Here is a 19,468-nt window from a genome sequence, read left to right as displayed (position 1 = left end):
AGTCAATTCCAATCTAAAATCGGCTTGAATACCTGGTCTGGCTGTTCACCCAAAATCGTTTTTTCATTACAGGACACCCAGGCATGGGCAGAAAAGCCCTGTGTATCACTTTTGTGAACGCCAATGTGTACGCGTACGTCAGGATCATGTTTAAGCAGCCATTTAGCCGCGAGTGCCTGAACGAGACATGTACATCCAAATGGGGTTCGGCTACTTATCAGTTGAATGGCCCAAACAACCCGATTTCGCTTAATTTCTGAAGAGACTTTTTTTTGCCCAATGCCCGTATGGGTTGGATGGATAAACTGGTTGAAAGGAAACATGCGCAACAGACACTTGTAAACGGTGAGGACAACCGTTACGTAGACCAGTAGCCACTGATCTTTATAAGGTAAAGCGAGAAATTTCGATGCGTCAGACGCTCGCTTCGATGAGTTTTTCACGCAGTAAGTTATCTAAAAATAACCGTAGCTCTTCCTGGCAAACGGATGGTTCTACATCAAATTCATTCAGGATACCAGCCTCAATTTCCCGAACCAGCATACTTTTGTTTGCCTGTAAAAGAGACCATATAAACCCACCCACCTCGTTTAATTCATAATAGTTACCAAGCTCATAGTTAAGGAGAATGGTTTCATTTCCAAGCACAGACGAGGATTGATTGGGCAGTAGCTGAATGCGCGTATCGGGCGTGATAGACATAGGAAATTTGACTAAATCGGTTGGAAGATAACAAGAAGCGCTTGATTCAACAAGAGGGGCAGTGTTGTCAATGGCCCAAACGCCAGACGCCAATCCTGTCGGGACTGGCGTCTGGCGTTTGTATCAAGAAACGGAAGATATGGAATCAAGTTAATACGTCAGGCGTATTGAGTAACTGAAATCTTCAGGCTTGCTTGTGGTTTAATACCAGTCAAAGCCTATAGCCAAAGCTCATCTACTCAATTGACGGGACAATATTACCGGAAAAGGAAATATCAATCAAATTGATTTAATTAATGATACTATAGATTTTAATTATATTAGAATGATTTAACCATCAGGAGGCTCGGTCATTGAACGAAGAGCCGACAGGTATAAAAAAGTGCTTAGAATAAATCTTGTTCCCCGTTCAGGGAAATAGGCTCAAACTATTTGTAGGATAGCCCGTTTATAGTTTACTCAACTAAAAGAGAGACCATGGATAAGTTACAGAAGTTTGAGTTGATGAACAAGATTGTTCGTGAACTGGAAGACCTTCAAAACAGCCAGACGGCCATTATCGAGAAAATCGGTAAGATTGAAGTAGATAACATGAATGGACTGAACGACGCGTATCTGGAGAAAAATCTGGGCACAATGCACAGCAAAATCGCTGAGAATGTCGATTCAGTGACCGAGATCTTTGCGCACTTTGAAACACAGCGCGATGAATATGCCGAGAAAAACGGGGCAGCCATTGCTGCCATCGAAGCGGCCGCTGCCTTAGACGCTATAAAATAAAGTTTATGGCCTTTTGCCTGGGTTGTGCTGAAGCGAAAGCAGCACGACCCGGAATGCTGGCAAACAAAAAGCCGGGCGATCTGCCCGGCTTTTTGTTTGCCTCGCAACGTAGGTTTGCCTGATTCATCCCGGCTGAATCCGGTGACGTTCATTCCGATTCACAACTGTTCGGGGGTAGCAGGCAACTGACGAAAATATTTGTGGTCTACATAAAACGTGCCTCCCGGAATAATAGAGGCCAGCAAGGCCACCGCCGTTTTTCCCATCGGCCAGCCATACTCGATTTTGGCCTGAATAACGATCAACACATAGCCAATAAACAGTAGGCCGTGAATGGGCCCGAGCACCTGAACGGCCTCGGGGTGGCCACCCAGTCGTTTTAAGGGGACAGCTATAAATAACAGTAGTAGATACGAAACACCTTCTGCAAAGCCAATGACTCGTAATCTGGTTTTAAGTGAGTTGAAAAAATTCATGGAAAGTGGGGTTTGTGATTCTATTAGAATGTACGAAACCAGCCGCGTGAGGCCAGCGGTGAAAAGGGCCAGGGAACAGCCATCAGTATCAATACAAGTCCGAGCGTAAAATAAATCGCAGTTATCTTGAATTTTTCGTTCGCCACAGTCCTGCGTTTGGCCAGGCTTGACCCGATCGTTATGACCATAACCGCCGTAAACATGATACTGATGTGTATCAGGCTAAAAAAGCGAAACTCCGGCGACTGGCTTGGATCGGGTTTGAAACGCCAGTAGTAGCTAATTAGTGGGCTGATGAAATAAAGATAAAATCCGATCAGGAGTTGGGTGTGAACAATGGATGTTGCCACTGTGCGAAAAACTTGATCGACAGGCCGGTATGCTCTTGGCCGGAGCCAACCCGAATAACTGTTGGCAAGTACCGCAATCAGGCTAATAACGACAAGCCACCGAAACGCGTTGTGGACAACTAAAAGAATAGGATAAATCATGGTGGTGATCAATAAGACGAGCTTTATCCCACAAAGTTCAGGCGATCAGGCTATTGCCAGCTAGGCGTAAAGCGGACACGATTGGTCAAAATCAATCATTCGGCCGACCGGCTTCGAAAATCGCTTGGACTGGCCTGCACGTATTTTCGAAATAGTTTGCCAAAGCCCGATGAATCGTCGAAGCCCAGTTCATCGGCAATTTGCGTAATGGTCAGGCTGGATTGAAACAGTAATACTTTGGCTTCCAGTACTATCCGTTCGTCAATCCACACCGAAGGAGATTTTCCCGTTCGGCTCTTTATCACCTTGTTCAGGTGGTTTGAGCTCACATTCAGTTGGCTGGCATAATAACTCACCTGGCGCTGGATGCGTACCTGAGTCGATACTAAATCTATAAATCCTTGCACGAGTCGGTCACCAGCGTCTGTTTTTGGAGATGTAAACACGTAGGCGCGGTTTATCTCCGACAGCAAAGCGATTAAATAGGGCTTGATCAAATCCATCCTGACAGCCCCGTTTTCGGTGTACTCGATGGTTAGCCGGTCGAAAAGGGTACGTACAAAATGCGTTTGCTGCACCGACAGAGAAACGAATGGGTTGCCGGTTAATTTCAGGAAATCAAAATCTGTGTCATGCGTGCCATGACGGATTATTTCCGGGCTGAAAAAGCATAAAAAGCCGGTGGTATCTTCCCGTATAGCCTGTATCGTAAATATTTGTAAAGCCGGTACAACAACCAGTTCCTGCTCTTTTACCGCATACGCCTGATGGCCTACGCCTATATCAACCTGCCCGCCGGTCACCAGGATCAGGGCATGATTGCTGGTGCGGGAGGGTGGGAGAGGCAATTTGATAACGGGTCGGCTGTAGGCCAGTGGGGCAACAATGAACAGGTTGAAGTTAGCCTTAAATCGTTCAGCCCATAATTCATCTTTTACGAGAAAGCGCTCGCGAGCCATCGCTGGGTCTATAGCCGGGAATGAATCGTCGGATGTCATCGCGGATAGATCAGTTTGCTGGCCCGGAAGGGCCCGTCGGCGGCCTGCAAAAGCTTGGCCCGTAATCGGGCATTATACGCCGGGCGGTCGATCAGAAATTGGCGAACGAGCTGGGCTGCATCGGGCGTCTGGTAATTTGACAGCGTCGACCGCAACCATGATTCTGGAAAGAAAATATCGCCCGTTCGCTGAATCTCTTCCAGCAGGTCGAGGCTTTTGGGTAAGTATTTTGCTGATGTTGCGGCTCGCAGGGGGTGGTGCAGGTACCCAAGGGCTGCCGTCACCCAGGCTTCATGTTCGCGGTTGGTATCGCTGGCCAGTGAGGCAAAAAAGGCATCGCGCTCCGCTACTGAAGATGATAAGGCAGGCATCATGAATGCCAGCCGTTTCTGCCGGTCCGGGTTTTTGATACGGGCCAGTTGTTTGGTCAGGATACCATCTGCCGGGTAGTCACGAACGGCCAGGGCGAGGGCCAGCGAGGTGTAGTCATCTTCTGTAAGGGTTACGCCCGAAGGGGCTTTCTGCTCGTTCCAGATCGTATACAGCCGGTCGCGGGCGGCTTTACTAAGGGCAATGCTTTGGTAAAGCCTGAAGAGGAGCTTCTTTTTTCCCGGAGCTGTTTCCTGCTCCATAGCCTGCCAGGTGTCCTGCTCAACAGCGGCCGCCAGAGCAGCCCGGTTTTCAGGTTTGGTTAATGTCCAGACAATGTCGCCTAGCTGGCTGGTCAGCAGACGCAGGTTCAGCTCTTCCGGCTCATTAGACAGTAGTTTCTGATAGGTAGCCGCCAGTTGGGCCGGACTAACGCCTTGCCCCGACAGCATATTTTCGTAGAGGTTTATATAAGCCGACGCGCGGGTTACCGGATTTTTGAGGGTCGCCAGCTGCGAAATCATGGCATTATCGACCGGAAAAATGCCGTAACCCTGCCCCGATGAATTGAAAACGACAAGCAGCGGGACGGGTTTGCCAACGGCTTCCGGCAGGGTGATTTGGGACTGTGTCATGTTGACCGTTAATTCCTCCGCGTGATCGGCATAGACCAGCGCTACTTGGAAACCCTGTGGCCAGAGCCGGGCTGAACCGTCTTCGGCTGTTTGCGAAAGGACGAACCGACGGATCTTGCCGTTGTCATTCTCCATCTGGTAAGCGAATTTAGGGCGTCCTGTTTCAGTAACCCACACCCGATTCCAGGCCTGGAGGTCGGCGGGGGTGTGCGTATCTAAAATACTGATCAGGTCAGCCCAACTGGCATTGTCGGAGCTGTATTTTTTCAGGTATTCGCGCAGACCGTCGCGCAGGGCGGTTTTTCCCATGAGTTGCTCCAGCTGTCGCATCATGATGGGCGCTTTGTGGTAGATAATACCTCCATAAAGCGAACCCGCTTCCTGCAGGTTAGCCAGCGGTTGTCCAATGGGGTTGGCGCCTTCAGTCCGGTCGACTCCGTAAGCCGCCGGGTAATGGTCGACCACAAACTGGAGGTCATAATTGGCGTCGGAACGGCCCGACGCATCGGTCGATACTTCCATGATCTTGTCGGCAATGAAATTTGCGAACACCTCCTTCAGCCAGACATCGTCGAACCAGCGCATGGTCACCAGGTCGCCAAACCACATGTGTGCGGTTTCGTGGGCAATCACATGCGCCCGGGACAGTCGCTGGTCGCGGGTGGCGCCATTGTCTAAAAACAAAGCTGAGGATTTGTAGTCGATGGCCCCCGCATGTTCCATGCCGCCATACTGAAAATCGGGTATGGCCACAAAATCGAACTTCTGAAATGGATAGGGGATCTGGGTAAACTCTTCCAGAAAACGCAATGCATCGGCATGCAGGGAAAAAAGTAAGTCCGTACTCAGGCGCAACTTGGTCGAGTCCGTTTCGCGATGCAGGAGCGTCATGGGCCGCCCGTTCAGCGTACGGTTAACGGGCGTGAATTTGCCGGCCACAAACGAGAACAGATAGGTAGGAATGCGATCGGAGGGAAGGAAGTTTACCGTTTTGCGGCTACCGGCAACGGTGGAGTCGCGGACCAGGGCGTTCGTCATGGCCTGCCAGTTGGCCGGAACGGTCAGCGACACCTGAAAAATGGCCTTTAAATCGGGTTGATCGAAGCAGGGAAATACCGTACGCGTCCGGTCGGGAACGAGCAGGGTGTACAGGTATTCCTCGTTGCGGTTGAGCGACAGATTACCCGCCACGAACGTAATGGAAATTGTGTTTAAGCCCGTCGTTAAAAGATCAGTAGAAATCAGCAGATGTTCGCTCTCTACCACAACCGGCGTAGTCTTTCCATTCACCGAAATCGACTGCAAATGAGTGGGTTCGTCCTTGAAGTCCAGTTGAAGCGACGGTGCGCCCGAGCCGGGTGACGACCACTGAAAAGTAATTGTTTCGGTAGATAGAATTGGCTGGTTTTTTTGCGCCGGAATATCGAACTTTAAAGCATAGGCCAGTTGGCTGATCGACTGCTTCCGGGCTCTGGCCAATGTTTGCGATACGCCGGTTTCGATCGAAGCTGGTTTTTTCGTTAACGGACGATGACTGCACGACATAGCGGTGAGTAGAAGAACGAAAAGAGGTACGCCGTAACAAACGATTTTTGGAAAATTCCGGGCCATATACAGGTTGTTGATGTGCACGTGAGGTTGCCGTTCCCGAATGCAGAAGCCTGCCGACTTGGGGAGCGGGTTGAACAACAAATAGTCAAACTACAAACTAAAATCGGTTTGGTAATGGGTTAGTAACGTTGGGTCAAAAATAATGCACTCTATGAAACAGTACCTATCTTTTCTCTTACTGCTGGCACTTTTAGGTCGGTCGATTCCGGGCTGGGCAAATTCGATCCTGATACCAATGGATAACCAGCAGGCGAATCATCTGAAAGCCTATGGCATTGCCTACAAAGCGCTGAAGGACGATCTGGACGTCGACTGGCTGCTGAACTACCGAGGTGGCAGTTTTATGCTTAAGCAAATTCCGTCCATTGAAGCCGAGTGCCGCATACGGGGCGTTTCGGTCGAGGTGATTTCGGACGCGCGGGCAGCCTCCATCAAACAGCAACTGTCGGATCCCGACGTCAACATGAACGTGGTGACGCTCCAGAAAGCCGCCAAGATCATCGTTTACTCACCCATTAAGGTTAGCCCCGCTGAATTCGAAAATACGGACGCTGTGTTGCTGGTGCTGACCTATGCCGAAATACCGTATGAGGTTGTCTATGATGAGGAAGTCCTGAAAGGCGACCTGCCCAAGTACGACTGGCTGCACCTGCACCACGAAGACTTTACGGGTCAATACGGGCGCAACATGCACCGGCAGTCGCTCACCGACATAAAAGTGCAGGAAGACATTGCCAAAAAATACGGGTTTTCTAAAGTATCGCAGATGAAACTCGCCGTTGCCAAAGGCATCAAGGCGTTCTGCGCCGGGGGCGGCTACCTGTTCGCCATGTGTTCAGCCGCTGAAACTCTCGACATTGCGCTGGCCGCCGAAGGCGTCGATATTGTTGGCAGCAGCTACGACGGCGACGATGTTGATCCCGATGCACAATCAAAGCTCGACTTCAGCAAGACGTTTGCGTTCGGTAACTTCACCCTGGAAGGGGATAATGGCTACCGGGGCTTCTCGACTTTTTCGGATATTAATTCGGCTGGCGGGCGTGGTTTCGATCAGGCGGGCGGCTTTTTTGAACTGTTTAATTTTTCGGCCAAGTGGGATGTCATTCCGGCCATGCTGACCCAGAACCACGAGTCGATCATCAAGGAGTTTTTTGGACAGACAACGGCTTTCCGTAAAACGGCCGTTAAACCAAGCTCTCTGGTTATGGGCGAGGGCAAAACGTCGGACCGGTATATCTACGGCGAGTCAGGAAAAGGTCAGTGGACATTCTACGGGGGGCACGACCCCGAAGGCCTGCGGGGAGGGGGTGGGTTCAGAAACCCCACCGATTTGAATCTGCACCCCCACTCGCCAGGTTACCGATTGATACTCAACAACGTGCTGTTTCCTTCTGCCCGCAAGAAAAAGCGTAAAACGTAATAGAACACAGGTTTCTCTGATTAGTATGACGAGTTAAGATCAAAAGATCAGTTCTGATCTTAACAATCATAAAGATCTGTGTTGTATTGATGGGTATGTTAAGCGGGTAGAAGCCGAAATAAGCCCGTCGCGGCATCATAGTCGTACTGGCGGGGGATGCCGGTCGCTAGTTCAATCTTTTCAATTTCTTCGGGGCTGATGGGCTCCAGATCCATCAGCAAAGCCCGCAGGCTGTTGCCATGCGCTACAACCAGCACGGGCTGACCAGCTTGCAGATGCGGCAGAATTGCCGTTTTAAAATAAGGATAAACACGGGCGCGGGTGTCGGCCAGGCTTTCGCCATGGGGAGGTTGATCAATATAGCCGCGTCGCCAGCGAAAAACCTGTTCCGCTCCAAATCGGACTTCGGCTTCGGTTTTATTCATACCCTGCAAATCGCCATACATTCGTTCATTCAGGGCTGCGCTTTGCTCGATGGGTAAGTCGGTTTGGCCAATTTCGTCCAGAATGATCGCCATTGTGTCAATGGCCCGTTGTAGAACGGAGGTAAAGCCAATGGCAAAATGTGGGGGCTGGTTAGCTTTGAGCAGAACACCCGCTTCCCGGGCTTCATGCCGACCAAGATCGGTTAAAGGAGTATTTGTGGAACCCGTAAAGCGATTTTCGGAATTCCACTGAGACTGTCCGTGTCGAACGATGACGAAAAGAGGCATGACTTGGTAAAACAGGCTTTTGACTTAAAGACCTACACAATTGGCAAACTGTTCAAACAAATGCTGTTTTAGTTGTTGTCAGGCTGTGTAGACTACCTTGGCTATGCCTCTCTGTGTCAACGAACGACGGCAGACCGTTTACGGCAAATTAATTACTTCGGCAACGACATTGGTCTCGACAAGTACTTCTTTGGCGTAGGAGCGATGCCCTCTGGGCGACATCAGGTATAATTTGCCTCCTTTAACGGCGGCCAGCTGGCTTAACAATTTCAGTTTAGACAACAGGTGGGTGGCTTCGGCCGCGTTGCTTTTCAATATAACCTCGAAATAAGACTCCTGATCGAACTGTTTGCCGGTAACATCCGGAATAAACTGTTCGCTGTCCTGCTGACGACCGTAGGCGATGGGTGTCTGATAGCCTTCTGTATTGGCTCTAATGTCGTTAAACCCATGTTTTTGAACCCAGTCAACTACTTTCGGGATATACGCTTGTTTGCTCATGAATTAGGGTAAGTTAATTGTCAGGTAATTCGCGTTCAGTTGCCGGCTCACCAACACGGCAAAACGCTTTTAGCAGATCAGATTAAAAAGAAAAAAAGTCAGAAATTTTAGGCTTCCGACAGTTGCCGGGGTTTACCCGGGTCAAAAAAAGCTATACTTCAGATGTGTACTTGTATATAAAGAAGGCAAGTCCGCCAGCATGAAACCTGCCGTACGGGCAGTAATGGAAGATTTAGTACGCAAACGAGTGGGTAAAGCACAGTTTCAGTAGCCAAACTGATGGCAATGTACGAAAGTATCCTGAGACAGACTTCCACTTAAAAAATTGTCCCGTTTTCCTTTCGGCAGATTTCGACCATTGACAGACAACGCACACCCGTAAAGAGTGTGGTCGTTAATGGTTCATAAGATCACCAGGTAGTGGTCTTTATTAAACGGAATTAATTGTAGTTAACTTGTATGATGGGGTCAATAAAGTAAGAAAGTCGGGCGAAACCGACTTTCTTACTGATACTATACGAAGCTAAAACCTATGGTTGATTTTGTAACCCTGACCGGATGAATCCCGGACTTTAGTTGATCCGGATGAATTTATGGTTGCAGTTATAGCAGAAATAGGCACGCGTAGGCAGGAAAAAAAGTACATACTTGAGCATAAATGGCCGTGGCGTGCGTTCGAGAGCAAACGTTTGCCGACAGCCTGGACAGCTTCGCTTAAAAGTCAAGCTATTGGCTTTTGGCGAAGCGTCAGTAGACATTTGTTTTTCGTTACTTGGATGATTTGACGTTGGCGTATTAGAATACATTTGGCTAAAAAGAGTATAGATTTCATTGTGAAATTATCAAAAAATGATTTTACGGAATGTTAAATTTATTAAAAGGGTGTATTTATAAACAATATATAACTATACAAGGCAAAAATTAAATATAGGAATATGGCCAAGGGTTGATGATGAGTAAAGAGTTTGCTAATAGGTAAATTGCCGGGATAGTTGTAGCGGTATTGTGGTGACTGAATGTGCCTACAGAAAGGGACGACTTGATCCGGCAACTCGTTCGAGTAGTTTGCCGCATGAAGTTCATTTATGTTACTGGAAAACTTTGGCAGCGTTCATCAGGTGAACGACAGTTGTCCGTACCTACTTTAGAAAAATCACACGATTAACACGTTAAGGCATGATGCTGAACAAAGAAGTTTACAAAAGAGCACTCATTTATGTCTGTCTGCTCGCCTTGTTAATAACATGCCCGGCCCTTGCCAATTCCTCACGCGGGGGAAATCCCGTTATGACGCAAAAAGAAGTACCCAGTAAGGAAAGTGGCTGGCGGCAGCTTTTCAACGGGACCAGCCTGGCTGGCTGGAAACATGTAGGTAAGGGAAGTATGATTGTCGAAAAAGGTATGATTCGCGGCAAGGGCGGTATGGGGCTTCTCTATTGGTCAAAAGAGATGTTCAGCCATTGCACCATTCGTGTGGTGTACAGGATGCAGAAAAAAAACAGCAATTCGGGAGTTTATATTCGGATTCCGGTTGAGCCACGCGAAGAATGGATGCCGGTGCATTACGGCTATGAAGTTCAGATTGACAACCACCCCGAAACGTCCGATGAAGATGAATACCACGTGACAGGAACCCTCTACTCACTATCCAAACCTCTTGCCAAACCCGGAAAGCCGGGCCCTGAGTGGAACACCATGGACATTACCCTGGATGGCCCTCGGACCCTGGTTGTTGTAAACGGCGTTAAGGTGACCGACTACCGGGAAGGCGATGCGGTCCCTGCCCGGAAATTCGATTTTGAACCCTTGCGTGGGCGCCGTCCCGACGCGGGCTACATTGGCTTACAAAATCACGGCGAGAACGATGTTGTTTATTTTAAGGAAGTTTCTGTAAAACCACTGGCGTCGACCAAATGAAACATAAGTCCCGGTCTGAAAACTGATCGCTTAGTTTGCCACCTGATTTCTTTTAGGCCACCGGAGCATATAAACAAATGTACTTTCTGAGCCCTCTTTTGTTCCCAGTACCTTAAACGTGACTAATTCCCAACCCTGCCTGACCATAAAATTGAGGGCATCGATGGTCGAGTTGAAATTAATCACCTGTCTGTCGGGGCCGGTAATTTTCTGGCGGTTGAACCCCGTGCTCACAAACCGCTGACCAAAGTCAATGATCACGCTGGCCCGGTTCAGGGGCGCCGGATTGGAGCAGATCAACTGACAATAGGGTGTTTTCAGGGTGTCTATCACTACGCCATCAACATATACCTGACCAAATGAGGCAGTAGCCGTTAACAGGCTCAGGCAAACGGTAAATAGAAAGGCAGCTTGGTTCATGGTCAGCCATCGTTTCTGCAAGTGAGCCCTGCTATTTGCGAAAGGTTGTAATCGCTTCCTCATAAATTCTAACGCCCGGTATGTCGCGTACACCATTTGCCACATCGGCCTTAATTGCCCCTTCGTCAATGATCCAGTAGCCGTTCGGTACCTGATTGGGGTCGACGATGTTAAATGTCCACCTCATCTGTACCCCTTTGGGCTTGGCTACCAGCGCTACATCGGGCATAAGCCAGGTTGTTTCGCCGGAGTGGGCCATCGTGGCCTGTTTCGCGGCTTGTTCTTGCTGGTGTTCGCGCACGCGCAGCAACTCCCGGTTATAGTGCTCAACGGCATCTTTCAGGGGCTGCATGGCCGCAACAATGGGGGCGGTCATCTCTTTCTCTACTTCCATCCAGTCGTGCTTCTCTTTATCGAGCTGCCGGGTAATCTTAAGCCGCTCGGCCGCCACGAGTTTAATCAACTCATGCCCCTGAGCAACGTGCTTGATAAGGGCCTCCTGCTGTTCGGGCGTGCCGCAAACGGCGGGCTGCCGACGAAGAAAAGCGACATAGTCCGACAGGGAAGCCTGAAGCAGTTCGCGCCCGTTCGAATCGGTCAGCGACAGGTCGGTGTTGGGTTTTATTTCAGTGTCCATACCCCTTAAAGCATTCTAAGGGCATAAATGTTGTCTAATTCATGTTTGGGTGACCAAAGATAGTGGCGCCTTAGAACCGACAAGCCGCAATTTCTTAAGGTGGGTTTAACAGTAGATATGAGCCGAAAATGGGTTTAAACAAGGTACGCTCACCGAGTGTACCCGCCATGTAGAAAACGATTTATCTTCCCCAATTTTATCCCAGGAAAACCCTGTATGAAACCAATTTACGCCTTAATACTGCTGTTGCTGACCGTTGCGGTGAGCCACACGACGGCACAGTCAAACAAAAAAAGCAACGCCAAAGTCATTCGGACGCTCATTGTAGACGGTCAGAATAACCACGAGCAGTGGCCTAAAATTACGTACATGATGAAGCGCTACCTGGAAGAAACGGGTAAGTTTTCGGTCGATGTGAAGCGCTCTTATTACACCTGGAATGGTGGAGATCTGGTGGAGAAATACAAGATCCCGGGCGTCGGCAATACGGTAGCCTTACCCAAATCCCGGGCCGATTCCAGCTTTCACCCCGATTTTTCCAACTACGACCTTGTGGTCTGTAATTTTGGCTGGAATGCCGCACCCTGGTCTGACGAGACGCAGGCCGACTTTGAGAAGTTTATGAAAAACGGGGGAGGCCTGGTTGTGGTTCACGCAGCCGACAACTCGTTTCCCATGTGGCCGGCCTACAATAAAATGATTGGCCTGGGTGGCTGGGGCGACCGTACCGAAAAGGATGGCCCTTTTGTTTATTACGATAAAGACGGAAAACTGGTGAGAGATACCCAGGCGGGCCGCGCCGGATCGCACGGGGCACAGAGCGAATTCCTGGTAACGGTTCGGGACACCAAACACCCCATTACTAAAGGAATGCCGCTGACCTGGATGCATACCAAAGATGAGATGTACGACCGGCTGCGGGGACCAGCCGAGAACATGACTGTGCTGGCCACCGCCTTTTCGCCAAAGGAGAACAGAGGCACCGACCGGAACGAGCCTATGTTAATGACAATCAACTACGGTAAAGGGCGTATTTTTCACACACCCCTGGGTCATGTAGATTATTCGGTCGAATGCGTTGGCTTTATCACCTGTCTGCAGCGGGGTGCCCAGTGGGCCGCTACCGGTAAGGTCGATATCCCAATCCCCGCCGATTTTCCGACCGAGTCCGCCATTAGCAAACGGGCTTTTGTAGAGTAATGGATTGGTGGCGTGAGTGGAGTAGTGAAATAGTTACCACCTATTGCACTACTCCACCTACTCCACTACTTCACTAACTGACTGACGGCCCCTTTCAACTTATCAATGTCGCCTTCCGTACAGTCGATATAACTGCGAATGGCCATGATGGGCGGGAGGTTGTCGTCCTGATGAAAATTGATGGTTTGCAGCTGCAACTTTTTGCGCTGCTCCATGATGTAAGCACACTGAAACTCATCCCAGCAAACGGTTGAGCTGGTATAATCCGGCGTCAGAATACAGACCACATTCTTTGAGTTCTGTATGGCATCAGAAATTAGTTTTATCCATAAGCCACCCGGCGGGATACTGGTCCGGTCGTAAAAAATGGATAACTGCGGGTGCTGCGCCTGCAAAACGGAGACAAACTCCTGAACAGCATTCGTGTCCTTGTGCGAATAGCTGATAAAAAAATCATACTGCCCGGGTTTCCTTCCTGTCAGATCGGAAAAATCGAGGTCCCTTGTCGATTCATAGGTTAAGCTTTCTTCCGTCTCCGCTTTGTTCATTTCCTGCAACGCGAAAGTCATTTTGGGAAGTGCAAAATCCCCTGTCGGTTCCTGATTCAGACTATCAATATCCGTCAGAGCCTGACTCGCCGGAATCTGGTTTGTTTCAGCCGCTTTTTTGAGCGCATACCGCTTGCTGACATTTTCGAAGATGGGCAGCCCTTTCATCACCTGCTCATCGCGAAACAGAACTAATTTTAATGACTTCAGCGGCAGGCCGTTCTCAAACCAGAAAATAGCCGTATCCAAGAGAGCAGGGAGCATCGCTTCGATGGGGAATTGCCGGTTTCCCGTAGATAAAACGGGCATCGCCAGGTCGTTATACTGCTTATCTATGGCGAATGTATTGATGCCTCTGAATAGGTTGCCCACCTCTGTATCGGCATCATCAACCTGCCCCCTGGGCTCAAAGCACAGTACTTTGCTGAACTGGAAGCGAGCCTGTTGGGCCGTGGACAGTGGGGAGGAGAGCCAGCAGCTTAACTGCGGAAAGTCCAGTTCTCTATTGTTTGCCAGATCGCCAATGGACAGGCCTGCTTCATAAAACGATCCGATCAACGTGCCGACGATGGGTTCATAATGACCGGGAAAGGCCGAAAGAGCTAGTATGTCGACGGCAAACTCCGGAGGAATGGCGCTTAAATCACCCTGGAGTAACTGAATCGATGCGTTGCCCTCAGGGCGGGAAATCGTGAGTTGGGAAAGAAGGTTCATGATCGGCCGGGGTAGATTGTCAAATTAGCTATTTTCCAACACATGCCTGCACCTGATTTATCGAACGGAGGGGTAACGGTCTGAAGGGGTATCCCGGTCTAACAATGACCACCGCATCGTAGCGAATGCACCGCAAATTCGTCGGTTTGATCACGTCCGTTGGCCGCTGGCAACTTGTGACTAAACGGCAGAAATTCCTCAAAGCCATTGCCCAAAATAGGTGGATCGTGCAAAAAAACGGGCAAAATAGACCGTTGGTCGAAAAGTGGGTACCCAAAAGGGCATAAAAGGTGTCCAATATAGAAACTGACCGAGTGCCCAACTGAATGAAAAAAAACGTCATTGACTCTGGAGAGACTTTCAGCCTGCAAGGGGATGCTGCGTATAGGCATCTTTCCTATGGAAAAGCCGATACGAAGAGCCAGCTAAAAGAAGGCTTTATGGAGCGATTGCCGTGCTTTATTCGCCTTTCCCGACGGGTCATCGTTAATCCGGCGTACATCACGTATATCGGCCCATCAAATGAGACCTTCAGTGGCGGAAAGCAGATCTGGAAGGTGAGGCTCACAACCGGAAAGGAACATTTTATTTCCCGCCGACGCACAAAGCCGGTGATCGACGTGCTGACCCAAATCAGGCTGTTCAACGTACAAAAAAATCCCGGAGCTGCTCGCACCCTTGTCCATGAAGAATCCTGATCGTTGCCTGTGGAGTCTCTTTATATAAACTTACCGTCGTAACGGGCCTCTGCTGCCAGCATTTCATCGGTACGATCGCCCCATCAGGAAAATCAGCCATTCGTTAGGGGAGGGCTGATTCAGAGCGTTTTGTTAAACCTAATGCTCCGATTCGAGTTCATTGTCTGACAACTTACTCGTTTACTGATGAATAATCCACAAGCCAGCATTTCCCCCGATTTTACGAATCAGCAGGAAGAAGAAGTGACGCCCATTGCTGATCCGGAAGATACTGACGAGCAGGATGACCTGGACGTCAACAAAGGCATCGTCAAGAATATCGATGAATTAAAAGAGATAATCGAGACAAACCATCCCGCCCCACCCGAAGAAATGTAAGTGTTGATTTTGTTGTACCGACCACCCCGGTCGGTACAACAAAACTCTCAGGAATCAGCGCGGAGGATGCGTTCGATTTCGGCGGCTCTCGACTGTAATCGTTGCAGGGTTGTTTCCCGTCCTTCTGTTACCACATCACTATTCGACTCGGTTGGCGAGAAATAGATCAGATCGGCCTCACTTTCGCTATGAGCCAGATTCGACGCGTCGATTTCGGCCTGCGTCTGTGGCTCGGGATACACCGGCAATTCGTCGGCAAAGACTTTAATGGATTCAAACAGGGTTGATATGGTTTCGTTATCGGCGCTGGCATCCAAGGCCATAAATTCACTGATCGCCTGATATAAATTCTGCTTAACGGTTTCGTTGTCCATGACTTTGAGTGAAGGGCTGAAGAAAAGAAACGCCCTCGTGTCATAACCCGAAAAGCAGAGGCATGGTTAAAAATAAACCGGTCCCTGTCTGGCGGCACATACGAAAGATGTTGCCGAAAAACAGGGACCGGTTCGCTGATTAATACTGTCTTTTCCGAACGTAAATGATTATTGATGTGACAACAATGTCAATAAGGCTAATGGCAGAATACAGATTTAGAATGGGTATGATCGACAGTATAAAAATCTCGGTTCTTGTTATGTCTTCGGTATCGTCAAGCTCATTGGGTGTGAATAAAATAGGCAATAAAACGATGCACATGGGCAAGAGATATGTATAAAAAATAATATCTAAAAGGGCCATAGTCAATGACTTAGAGTGAGGATTTGTTTATTCTTATGACTATGGCCTAACGATGGCGTCACTCTGAAAAGCGCTAACCGGAGAGATAAATATGCGTAAGGTTTTCACCACGCAAACATGATAAACTAACCCCGAAATTTTTGCGGGTTTTGCCTATCTTGAGTAACATAGTAGAAGTAAATTGTCAAAACTTAAACCAACTTTTCTTTTTGGTCAATTGCGCTTTATCCGTCAATACACCATTGATGCGAGAGGGCCTGGACATGGTTTATACTGTCTGGTTGCCTAAACGTAAGTGTCGCCTTTGTACCAGACGCTGCTATCTGTCAAGTAGGAAACCTACCCCAGCCCGTTGCGGTCTGTCAACCTGTTGTTCACCTTATTTTACCGGCATCTGAATCAGCGTTGAACTGTTAGCGCCCAATTGGGTAGTGGGCAGCTGGCCGTTCCACTTGGCAATCCATTGCTGCTGAATCAGCATGGGCGTCAGAGTCTTCTGTTTTAATTCATTGGCACGGGCTTCGGCCTCGGCTTCAATCACCTTGGCGCGGGCAATGCCATTCGCTTTCGTAACGGCAATTTCAGCCGACGCCTTCTCGGACGCAATCTGATTGTTCAACCGAAGGGCATTCTGCACCGCCGTGTTCTTGGCATCGATCATTGCCTGTAAGGACTCCGGGGGCATAAGACCGGAGGTGATGTTTTCGAACGAGAACCCGTCGTCGCCCAAGGCTTTTCTAAGCTTGGCCTCCACCTGTTCCTCAAAACCAGCCCGGTTGTTGACCAGCGAGTCAGGGCTGAATGAGTTGGCTACATCCCGGTAAGAATTATAGACGATAGTCCGTAAGATGTTGTTCTCAATGTCCGGTAATTCCTTGCGGTATTTCCGGTAGACATTGGCGCCCTGCCCTTTCACCAGGTGATAGTTCAGGGTTGGGTCGATCTTGAACAGCGTACCGCCTTTGGCACTAACCTGAAACGGGTCAAAATCTTTCGTTTGGGTAAAGGTGGGGTATTGCTCGATGAAGGAGGTTAAGGGATTATAGAAAATCCAGCCCGTTACGTTTTCAATGTCCGAGGCACCTCGGTCGGAGCCAATTTTACTGACCTTAATGCCTTCGTGCGAGGCATCGACCGTGGTGCAGGAGTTGACTAAAAACAAGCCGACCAGCAGCAGCACGGCACCCCAGATTACAAGTCGCAGTTTACTCATTTTTTAAACGGGTTTTTGGTGAACAGTTTACTTTGAATGGAAAGCCAGCAATAGAGCATAATGACCAGACCGGCCACCCCCAGCAGGTAATCGCTGCGCTGGTTGAGTAGCCAGTAAACGCCATTGATACACAGAACGCTAAACAAAGCAAAGCAAAAGTACTGGAGAGCTTTGGTAAGGGTCATGGCCATCGTTTTTTTGGTAAAGAAACAGGTTCTGCGCGGCTCTGCTATAACTAATTGTATGAGTGGTTATAGTGACATAAAATGAGTGCCTTTGCTTGTATCAGTGGGAATAGCTGACAACGGATAGCTAATAATCAGGGAAGACAAAGGCTATATGGTTTCTCGCGATGACCTCTGTAGGATAGAAAATTAAGAAACGATTATCGGCTCTATCTAATGCAGCTTCAGGGTAATCGTTCGATTTCCGGTATTTGTCTCATCTATTGACGAAGGCACGTGAAGGGAATACATGGTCAGACTATGCCCTTGTCAGATCGGGTTCAAGACGGGTGGCTGATTAATTCTAGGCAGATAAGCTTACAAATAATGCTTGAATAAGCCTAAAAACAAAAAAGCCGGTCATAAGACCGGCTCTTGTGCACTCGTAGGGATTCGAACCCCAAACCTCCTGATCCGTAGTCAGGTGCTCTATCCAATTGAGCTACGAATGCATTGCTATGAAGCATTTCCCGTTGATTGGGAGTGCAAAAGTAGGTAGAAAAAGTACGTTTGTCAATCTATTTGCCCGAAAAATTTGCTTTGCGCTTCATCAGGAACGAGCCAATGCCCTCCATCGCATCCGCCGAACGGCCTAATTCGTCCTGACTGTCAGCTTCTTGTTCGAGTTGATGGTCGAGGTCAGAGTAAAGAGATTGATTCAAAACTTTTTTCATTTTCCCGATGGCGAGGGTAGGGGCAGCCGCATAGTAGGCCACTACGGCATCCACTACCATGTCCAGTTCAGTCGTGGCTACCGACCGGCTAACCAGTCCCATCTGGGCCGCTTCGGGTCCGTAGACCCGTCGGCCGGTGCTGCACAGCTCGAACGCCCGCTGGGGGCCAATGAGCCGGGGTAGAAAGAACGTCGAGCCAGCATCGGGCATGAGGCCAATGTTGACGAAAATCTGGCTGAAATACGCTTCGTCGGCGCAGATGACCACATCGCAGGCCAGCGCCAGCGAGCAGCCCGCTCCGGCCGCTACGCCGTTGATCCGGCCAATAACTGGTTTTGCCAGGTTGCGAATCGCCAGAATCATGGGATGATAGGTTGCCCGCAGGGAATCGCCCAGGGCGAGTTGGCCTCCCGACGACATACTCGTGGTAACGCCTTCTTTCAGATCGGCGCCCGATGAAAAGGCTTTGTCGCCAGCGCCAGTCAGCACCACAACCCGCACCTGCTCGTCGGCACCGGCGGCTTCTATAGCTGCCGTAATGTCACGGATCAGACCGGGGCTGAGGGCATTGTATACCTGCGGACGGTTGAGGGTTATCCGGCAAACGGCACCGGTTACCTCATAAAGGAGATTTTCGTACATGAGCGAGGGTCAATAAACGTTCGTTGCCTCTGTGGATGGGCAGGCGAACCCTTAATAAAGCGGTTACACAAACCAAAATACCGTTAGCAAGCTAACCGAGAGGCCAAGCGCGAGGCCGGCAACGATCTGGACGGGCGTGTGGGCGTTTAGCTGAAGCCGTGCGCTGGCTACGAAACCGGCTAAGACCACCAGCAGCAGGAACGGGGCAAACAGCTCATTCAGGCCGAACTTCAGCATCATACTGCCAATGACACCAAGCACACCCGCAATACCCACCGCATGAGCACTGATCTGCCAGTACAGGCTAATAACGCCCACCAACAGGATCGATAGCGCAATGCTGCCGATCAGGATGCCGATTTCGGGCGCAAGCGTCGACACCACCTGCATCTGGTAGGTGAACAGGTAAGCCGTGATGGTGTAAATAAAGGCGGTCAGAAAGTACGGCAACCGCCGGTCCGACAGGGAGTTCAATTGCAGGTTCTGAACATAGCCACCGCGAAAGAGGTAATAAATGATCAGCGATGGGACCATGAATGTGCCGACAAAGATAAGCACCAGAATACTGGTCCGCAGGGAAGAAGAGAACATATCCAGCCCCAGCACGGTAGGAACCCGAAACAGCAACAGACTGAACAAGATTGTCGGCATCAGCAGCGGGTGCAAAACAACCGACAGGAAATTGGCAAACCGGGTAGACAAGGGATAATGAATAATGGAGAATGAATAATGGTGTAAAAATACGCGCCAGGCCTATTGCATTTCACAT

General features: G+C 49.5%; 22 protein-coding genes and 1 tRNA gene. 6 read left to right on the top strand and 17 right to left on the bottom strand.

Features of this window, described 5'->3' with window-relative positions; genetic code table 11:
• Positions 1–2 precede the first annotated feature (2 nt).
• Together ACYVK4_RS21055 and ACYVK4_RS21050 are read right to left on the bottom strand one after the other, a co-directional pair.
• Complete coding sequence (locus ACYVK4_RS21055; RefSeq protein WP_461129493.1) at positions 3–443, bottom strand: lasso peptide biosynthesis B2 protein; 441 nt, start codon at positions 441–443, stop codon at positions 3–5.
• Complete coding sequence (locus ACYVK4_RS21050) at positions 415–702, bottom strand: PqqD family peptide modification chaperone (protein ID WP_461129492.1); 288 nt, start codon at positions 700–702, stop codon at positions 415–417. The genes ACYVK4_RS21055 and ACYVK4_RS21050 overlap by 29 nt, the downstream gene beginning before the upstream one ends.
• A 477-nt stretch (positions 703–1,179) precedes the next feature.
• On the opposite strand from ACYVK4_RS21050, the gene ACYVK4_RS21045 reads away from it, so the two are divergent.
• A complete protein-coding gene (locus tag ACYVK4_RS21045) occupies positions 1,180–1,482 on the top strand; it encodes a hypothetical protein (protein WP_461129491.1) in 303 nt (100 codons plus the stop codon).
• A gap of 158 nt (positions 1,483–1,640) precedes the next feature.
• On the opposite strand, the gene ACYVK4_RS21040 is transcribed toward ACYVK4_RS21045, so the two are convergent.
• The 4 genes from ACYVK4_RS21040 to ACYVK4_RS21025 all read right to left on the bottom strand — a co-directional run bounded on the left by ACYVK4_RS21040 (position 1,641) and on the right by ACYVK4_RS21025 (position 6,062).
• A complete protein-coding gene (locus tag ACYVK4_RS21040) occupies positions 1,641–1,958 on the bottom strand; it encodes a DUF3817 domain-containing protein (protein WP_461129490.1) in 318 nt (105 codons plus the stop codon).
• A gap of 23 nt (positions 1,959–1,981) precedes the next feature.
• A complete protein-coding gene (locus ACYVK4_RS21035; RefSeq protein WP_461129489.1) occupies positions 1,982–2,449 on the bottom strand; it encodes a hypothetical protein in 468 nt (155 codons plus the stop codon).
• 95 nt (positions 2,450–2,544) lie between these two features.
• On the bottom strand, positions 2,545–3,447 hold the full coding sequence (locus ACYVK4_RS21030; protein WP_461129488.1) for a helix-turn-helix domain-containing protein: 903 nt from the start codon (positions 3,445–3,447) through the stop codon (positions 2,545–2,547).
• Positions 3,444–6,062 carry a M1 family metallopeptidase gene (locus tag ACYVK4_RS21025; RefSeq protein ID WP_461129627.1) on the bottom strand — a complete coding sequence of 873 codons (2,619 nt, stop codon included), beginning with the start codon at positions 6,060–6,062 and terminating at the stop codon, positions 3,444–3,446. The genes ACYVK4_RS21030 and ACYVK4_RS21025 overlap by 4 nt, the downstream gene beginning before the upstream one ends.
• A 151-nt stretch (positions 6,063–6,213) precedes the next feature.
• Between ACYVK4_RS21025 and ACYVK4_RS21020 the strand changes: the two genes are divergently transcribed.
• Positions 6,214–7,482 (top strand): asparagine synthetase B, encoded by a 1,269-nt coding sequence (locus ACYVK4_RS21020; protein WP_461129487.1) that lies wholly within the window; start codon positions 6,214–6,216, stop codon positions 7,480–7,482.
• A gap of 98 nt (positions 7,483–7,580) precedes the next feature.
• Here ACYVK4_RS21020 and ACYVK4_RS21015 read toward each other — a convergent pair whose 3' ends face one another.
• Together ACYVK4_RS21015 and ACYVK4_RS21010 are read right to left on the bottom strand one after the other, a co-directional pair.
• Positions 7,581–8,195, bottom strand: a complete 615-nt coding sequence (locus ACYVK4_RS21015; RefSeq protein WP_461129486.1) for a 2,3-bisphosphoglycerate-dependent phosphoglycerate mutase — start codon at positions 8,193–8,195, stop codon at positions 7,581–7,583.
• A 138-nt stretch (positions 8,196–8,333) separates the two neighbouring features.
• Positions 8,334–8,696: a hypothetical protein gene (locus ACYVK4_RS21010; protein ID WP_461129485.1), complete on the bottom strand. Its 363-nt coding sequence runs from the start codon at positions 8,694–8,696 to the stop codon at positions 8,334–8,336.
• 1,176 nt (positions 8,697–9,872) lie between these two features.
• On the opposite strand from ACYVK4_RS21010, the gene ACYVK4_RS21005 reads away from it, so the two are divergent.
• Positions 9,873–10,613 (top strand): 3-keto-disaccharide hydrolase, encoded by a 741-nt coding sequence (locus ACYVK4_RS21005; RefSeq protein ID WP_461129484.1) that lies wholly within the window; start codon positions 9,873–9,875, stop codon positions 10,611–10,613.
• A 30-nt stretch (positions 10,614–10,643) separates the two neighbouring features.
• Here the strand turns inward: ACYVK4_RS21005 and ACYVK4_RS21000 are convergent, their stop codons facing one another.
• Both ACYVK4_RS21000 and ACYVK4_RS20995 read right to left on the bottom strand, forming a co-directional pair.
• Complete coding sequence (locus ACYVK4_RS21000; RefSeq protein WP_461129483.1) at positions 10,644–11,033, bottom strand: hypothetical protein; 390 nt, start codon at positions 11,031–11,033, stop codon at positions 10,644–10,646.
• Positions 11,034–11,064: 31 nt separating this feature from the next.
• On the bottom strand, positions 11,065–11,670 hold the full coding sequence (locus ACYVK4_RS20995; protein WP_461129482.1) for a hypothetical protein: 606 nt from the start codon (positions 11,668–11,670) through the stop codon (positions 11,065–11,067).
• 216 nt (positions 11,671–11,886) lie between these two features.
• On the opposite strand from ACYVK4_RS20995, the gene ACYVK4_RS20990 reads away from it, so the two are divergent.
• Complete coding sequence (locus ACYVK4_RS20990; protein WP_461129481.1) at positions 11,887–12,870, top strand: ThuA domain-containing protein; 984 nt, start codon at positions 11,887–11,889, stop codon at positions 12,868–12,870.
• Between the two features lie 65 nt (positions 12,871–12,935).
• Here the strand turns inward: ACYVK4_RS20990 and ACYVK4_RS20985 are convergent, their stop codons facing one another.
• Entirely contained in the window at positions 12,936–14,132 is a 1,197-nt protein-coding gene (locus tag ACYVK4_RS20985) for a toll/interleukin-1 receptor domain-containing protein (protein WP_461129480.1), read from the bottom strand.
• A 326-nt stretch (positions 14,133–14,458) separates the two neighbouring features.
• On the opposite strand from ACYVK4_RS20985, the gene ACYVK4_RS20980 reads away from it, so the two are divergent.
• Positions 14,459–14,830, top strand: a complete 372-nt coding sequence (locus tag ACYVK4_RS20980) for a LytTR family transcriptional regulator DNA-binding domain-containing protein (protein WP_461129479.1) — start codon at positions 14,459–14,461, stop codon at positions 14,828–14,830.
• A 186-nt stretch (positions 14,831–15,016) separates the two neighbouring features.
• Positions 15,017–15,208 carry a hypothetical protein gene (locus ACYVK4_RS20975; RefSeq protein ID WP_461129478.1) on the top strand — a complete coding sequence of 64 codons (192 nt, stop codon included), beginning with the start codon at positions 15,017–15,019 and terminating at the stop codon, positions 15,206–15,208.
• Between the two features lie 47 nt (positions 15,209–15,255).
• Here ACYVK4_RS20975 and ACYVK4_RS20970 read toward each other — a convergent pair whose 3' ends face one another.
• The 6 genes from ACYVK4_RS20970 to ACYVK4_RS20945 all read right to left on the bottom strand — a co-directional run bounded on the left by ACYVK4_RS20970 (position 15,256) and on the right by ACYVK4_RS20945 (position 19,401).
• The gene (locus ACYVK4_RS20970; protein WP_461129477.1) at positions 15,256–15,582 is read right to left on the bottom strand and encodes a hypothetical protein; all 327 of its coding nucleotides are present in this window, start codon (positions 15,580–15,582) and stop codon (positions 15,256–15,258) included.
• Positions 15,583–16,325: 743 nt separating this feature from the next.
• Positions 16,326–17,159: an SPFH domain-containing protein gene (locus ACYVK4_RS20965; RefSeq protein ID WP_461129476.1), complete on the bottom strand. Its 834-nt coding sequence runs from the start codon at positions 17,157–17,159 to the stop codon at positions 16,326–16,328.
• Positions 17,156–17,344 carry a hypothetical protein gene (locus ACYVK4_RS20960; RefSeq protein WP_461129475.1) on the bottom strand — a complete coding sequence of 63 codons (189 nt, stop codon included), beginning with the start codon at positions 17,342–17,344 and terminating at the stop codon, positions 17,156–17,158. Before ACYVK4_RS20960 ends, ACYVK4_RS20965 begins: the two co-directional genes overlap by 4 nt.
• Before the next feature lie 417 nt (positions 17,345–17,761).
• Positions 17,762–17,835 (bottom strand) — tRNA-Arg (locus ACYVK4_RS20955).
• A 66-nt stretch (positions 17,836–17,901) separates the two neighbouring features.
• Positions 17,902–18,699 (bottom strand): enoyl-CoA hydratase/isomerase family protein, encoded by a 798-nt coding sequence (locus ACYVK4_RS20950; protein WP_461129474.1) that lies wholly within the window; start codon positions 18,697–18,699, stop codon positions 17,902–17,904.
• A 63-nt stretch (positions 18,700–18,762) separates the two neighbouring features.
• A complete protein-coding gene (locus ACYVK4_RS20945; protein WP_461129473.1) occupies positions 18,763–19,401 on the bottom strand; it encodes a hypothetical protein in 639 nt (212 codons plus the stop codon).
• Between the last annotated feature and the right edge of the window lie 67 nt (positions 19,402–19,468).

This window comes from Spirosoma aerophilum (genome assembly GCF_054782495.1).
Note: the sequence above shows the minus strand (reverse complement) of the source record. Positions and strands in the feature narration are given on the sequence as shown.

What these genes read in the sequence shown, in the direction of transcription:
- ACYVK4_RS21050 (WP_461129492.1), bottom strand. Translation starts at nt 702, where the DNA reads ATGTCTATCACGCCCGATACGCGCATTCAGCTACTGCCCAATCAATCC.
- ACYVK4_RS20970 (WP_461129477.1), bottom strand. Translation starts at nt 15,582, where the DNA reads ATGGACAACGAAACCGTTAAGCAGAATTTATATCAGGCGATCAGTGAA.
- ACYVK4_RS21020 (WP_461129487.1), top strand. Translation starts at nt 6,214, where the DNA reads ATGAAACAGTACCTATCTTTTCTCTTACTGCTGGCACTTTTAGGTCGG.
- ACYVK4_RS21040 (WP_461129490.1), bottom strand. Translation starts at nt 1,958, where the DNA reads ATGAATTTTTTCAACTCACTTAAAACCAGATTACGAGTCATTGGCTTT.
- ACYVK4_RS20995 (WP_461129482.1), bottom strand. Translation starts at nt 11,670, where the DNA reads ATGGACACTGAAATAAAACCCAACACCGACCTGTCGCTGACCGATTCG.
- ACYVK4_RS20985 (WP_461129480.1), bottom strand. Translation starts at nt 14,132, where the DNA reads ATGAACCTTCTTTCCCAACTCACGATTTCCCGCCCTGAGGGCAACGCA.
- ACYVK4_RS21005 (WP_461129484.1), top strand. Translation starts at nt 9,873, where the DNA reads ATGATGCTGAACAAAGAAGTTTACAAAAGAGCACTCATTTATGTCTGT.
- ACYVK4_RS21000 (WP_461129483.1), bottom strand. Translation starts at nt 11,033, where the DNA reads ATGAACCAAGCTGCCTTTCTATTTACCGTTTGCCTGAGCCTGTTAACG.
- ACYVK4_RS20960 (WP_461129475.1), bottom strand. Translation starts at nt 17,344, where the DNA reads ATGACCCTTACCAAAGCTCTCCAGTACTTTTGCTTTGCTTTGTTTAGC.
- ACYVK4_RS21045 (WP_461129491.1), top strand. Translation starts at nt 1,180, where the DNA reads ATGGATAAGTTACAGAAGTTTGAGTTGATGAACAAGATTGTTCGTGAA.
- ACYVK4_RS21030 (WP_461129488.1), bottom strand. Translation starts at nt 3,447, where the DNA reads ATGACATCCGACGATTCATTCCCGGCTATAGACCCAGCGATGGCTCGC.
- ACYVK4_RS20980 (WP_461129479.1), top strand. Translation starts at nt 14,459, where the DNA reads ATGAAAAAAAACGTCATTGACTCTGGAGAGACTTTCAGCCTGCAAGGG.
- ACYVK4_RS21035 (WP_461129489.1), bottom strand. Translation starts at nt 2,449, where the DNA reads ATGATTTATCCTATTCTTTTAGTTGTCCACAACGCGTTTCGGTGGCTT.
- ACYVK4_RS20965 (WP_461129476.1), bottom strand. Translation starts at nt 17,159, where the DNA reads ATGAGTAAACTGCGACTTGTAATCTGGGGTGCCGTGCTGCTGCTGGTC.
- ACYVK4_RS21015 (WP_461129486.1), bottom strand. Translation starts at nt 8,195, where the DNA reads ATGCCTCTTTTCGTCATCGTTCGACACGGACAGTCTCAGTGGAATTCC.
- ACYVK4_RS20950 (WP_461129474.1), bottom strand. Translation starts at nt 18,699, where the DNA reads ATGTACGAAAATCTCCTTTATGAGGTAACCGGTGCCGTTTGCCGGATA.
- ACYVK4_RS21025 (WP_461129627.1), bottom strand. Translation starts at nt 6,062, where the DNA reads ATGGCCCGGAATTTTCCAAAAATCGTTTGTTACGGCGTACCTCTTTTC.
- ACYVK4_RS20975 (WP_461129478.1), top strand. Translation starts at nt 15,017, where the DNA reads ATGAATAATCCACAAGCCAGCATTTCCCCCGATTTTACGAATCAGCAG.
- ACYVK4_RS21010 (WP_461129485.1), bottom strand. Translation starts at nt 8,696, where the DNA reads ATGAGCAAACAAGCGTATATCCCGAAAGTAGTTGACTGGGTTCAAAAA.
- ACYVK4_RS20990 (WP_461129481.1), top strand. Translation starts at nt 11,887, where the DNA reads ATGAAACCAATTTACGCCTTAATACTGCTGTTGCTGACCGTTGCGGTG.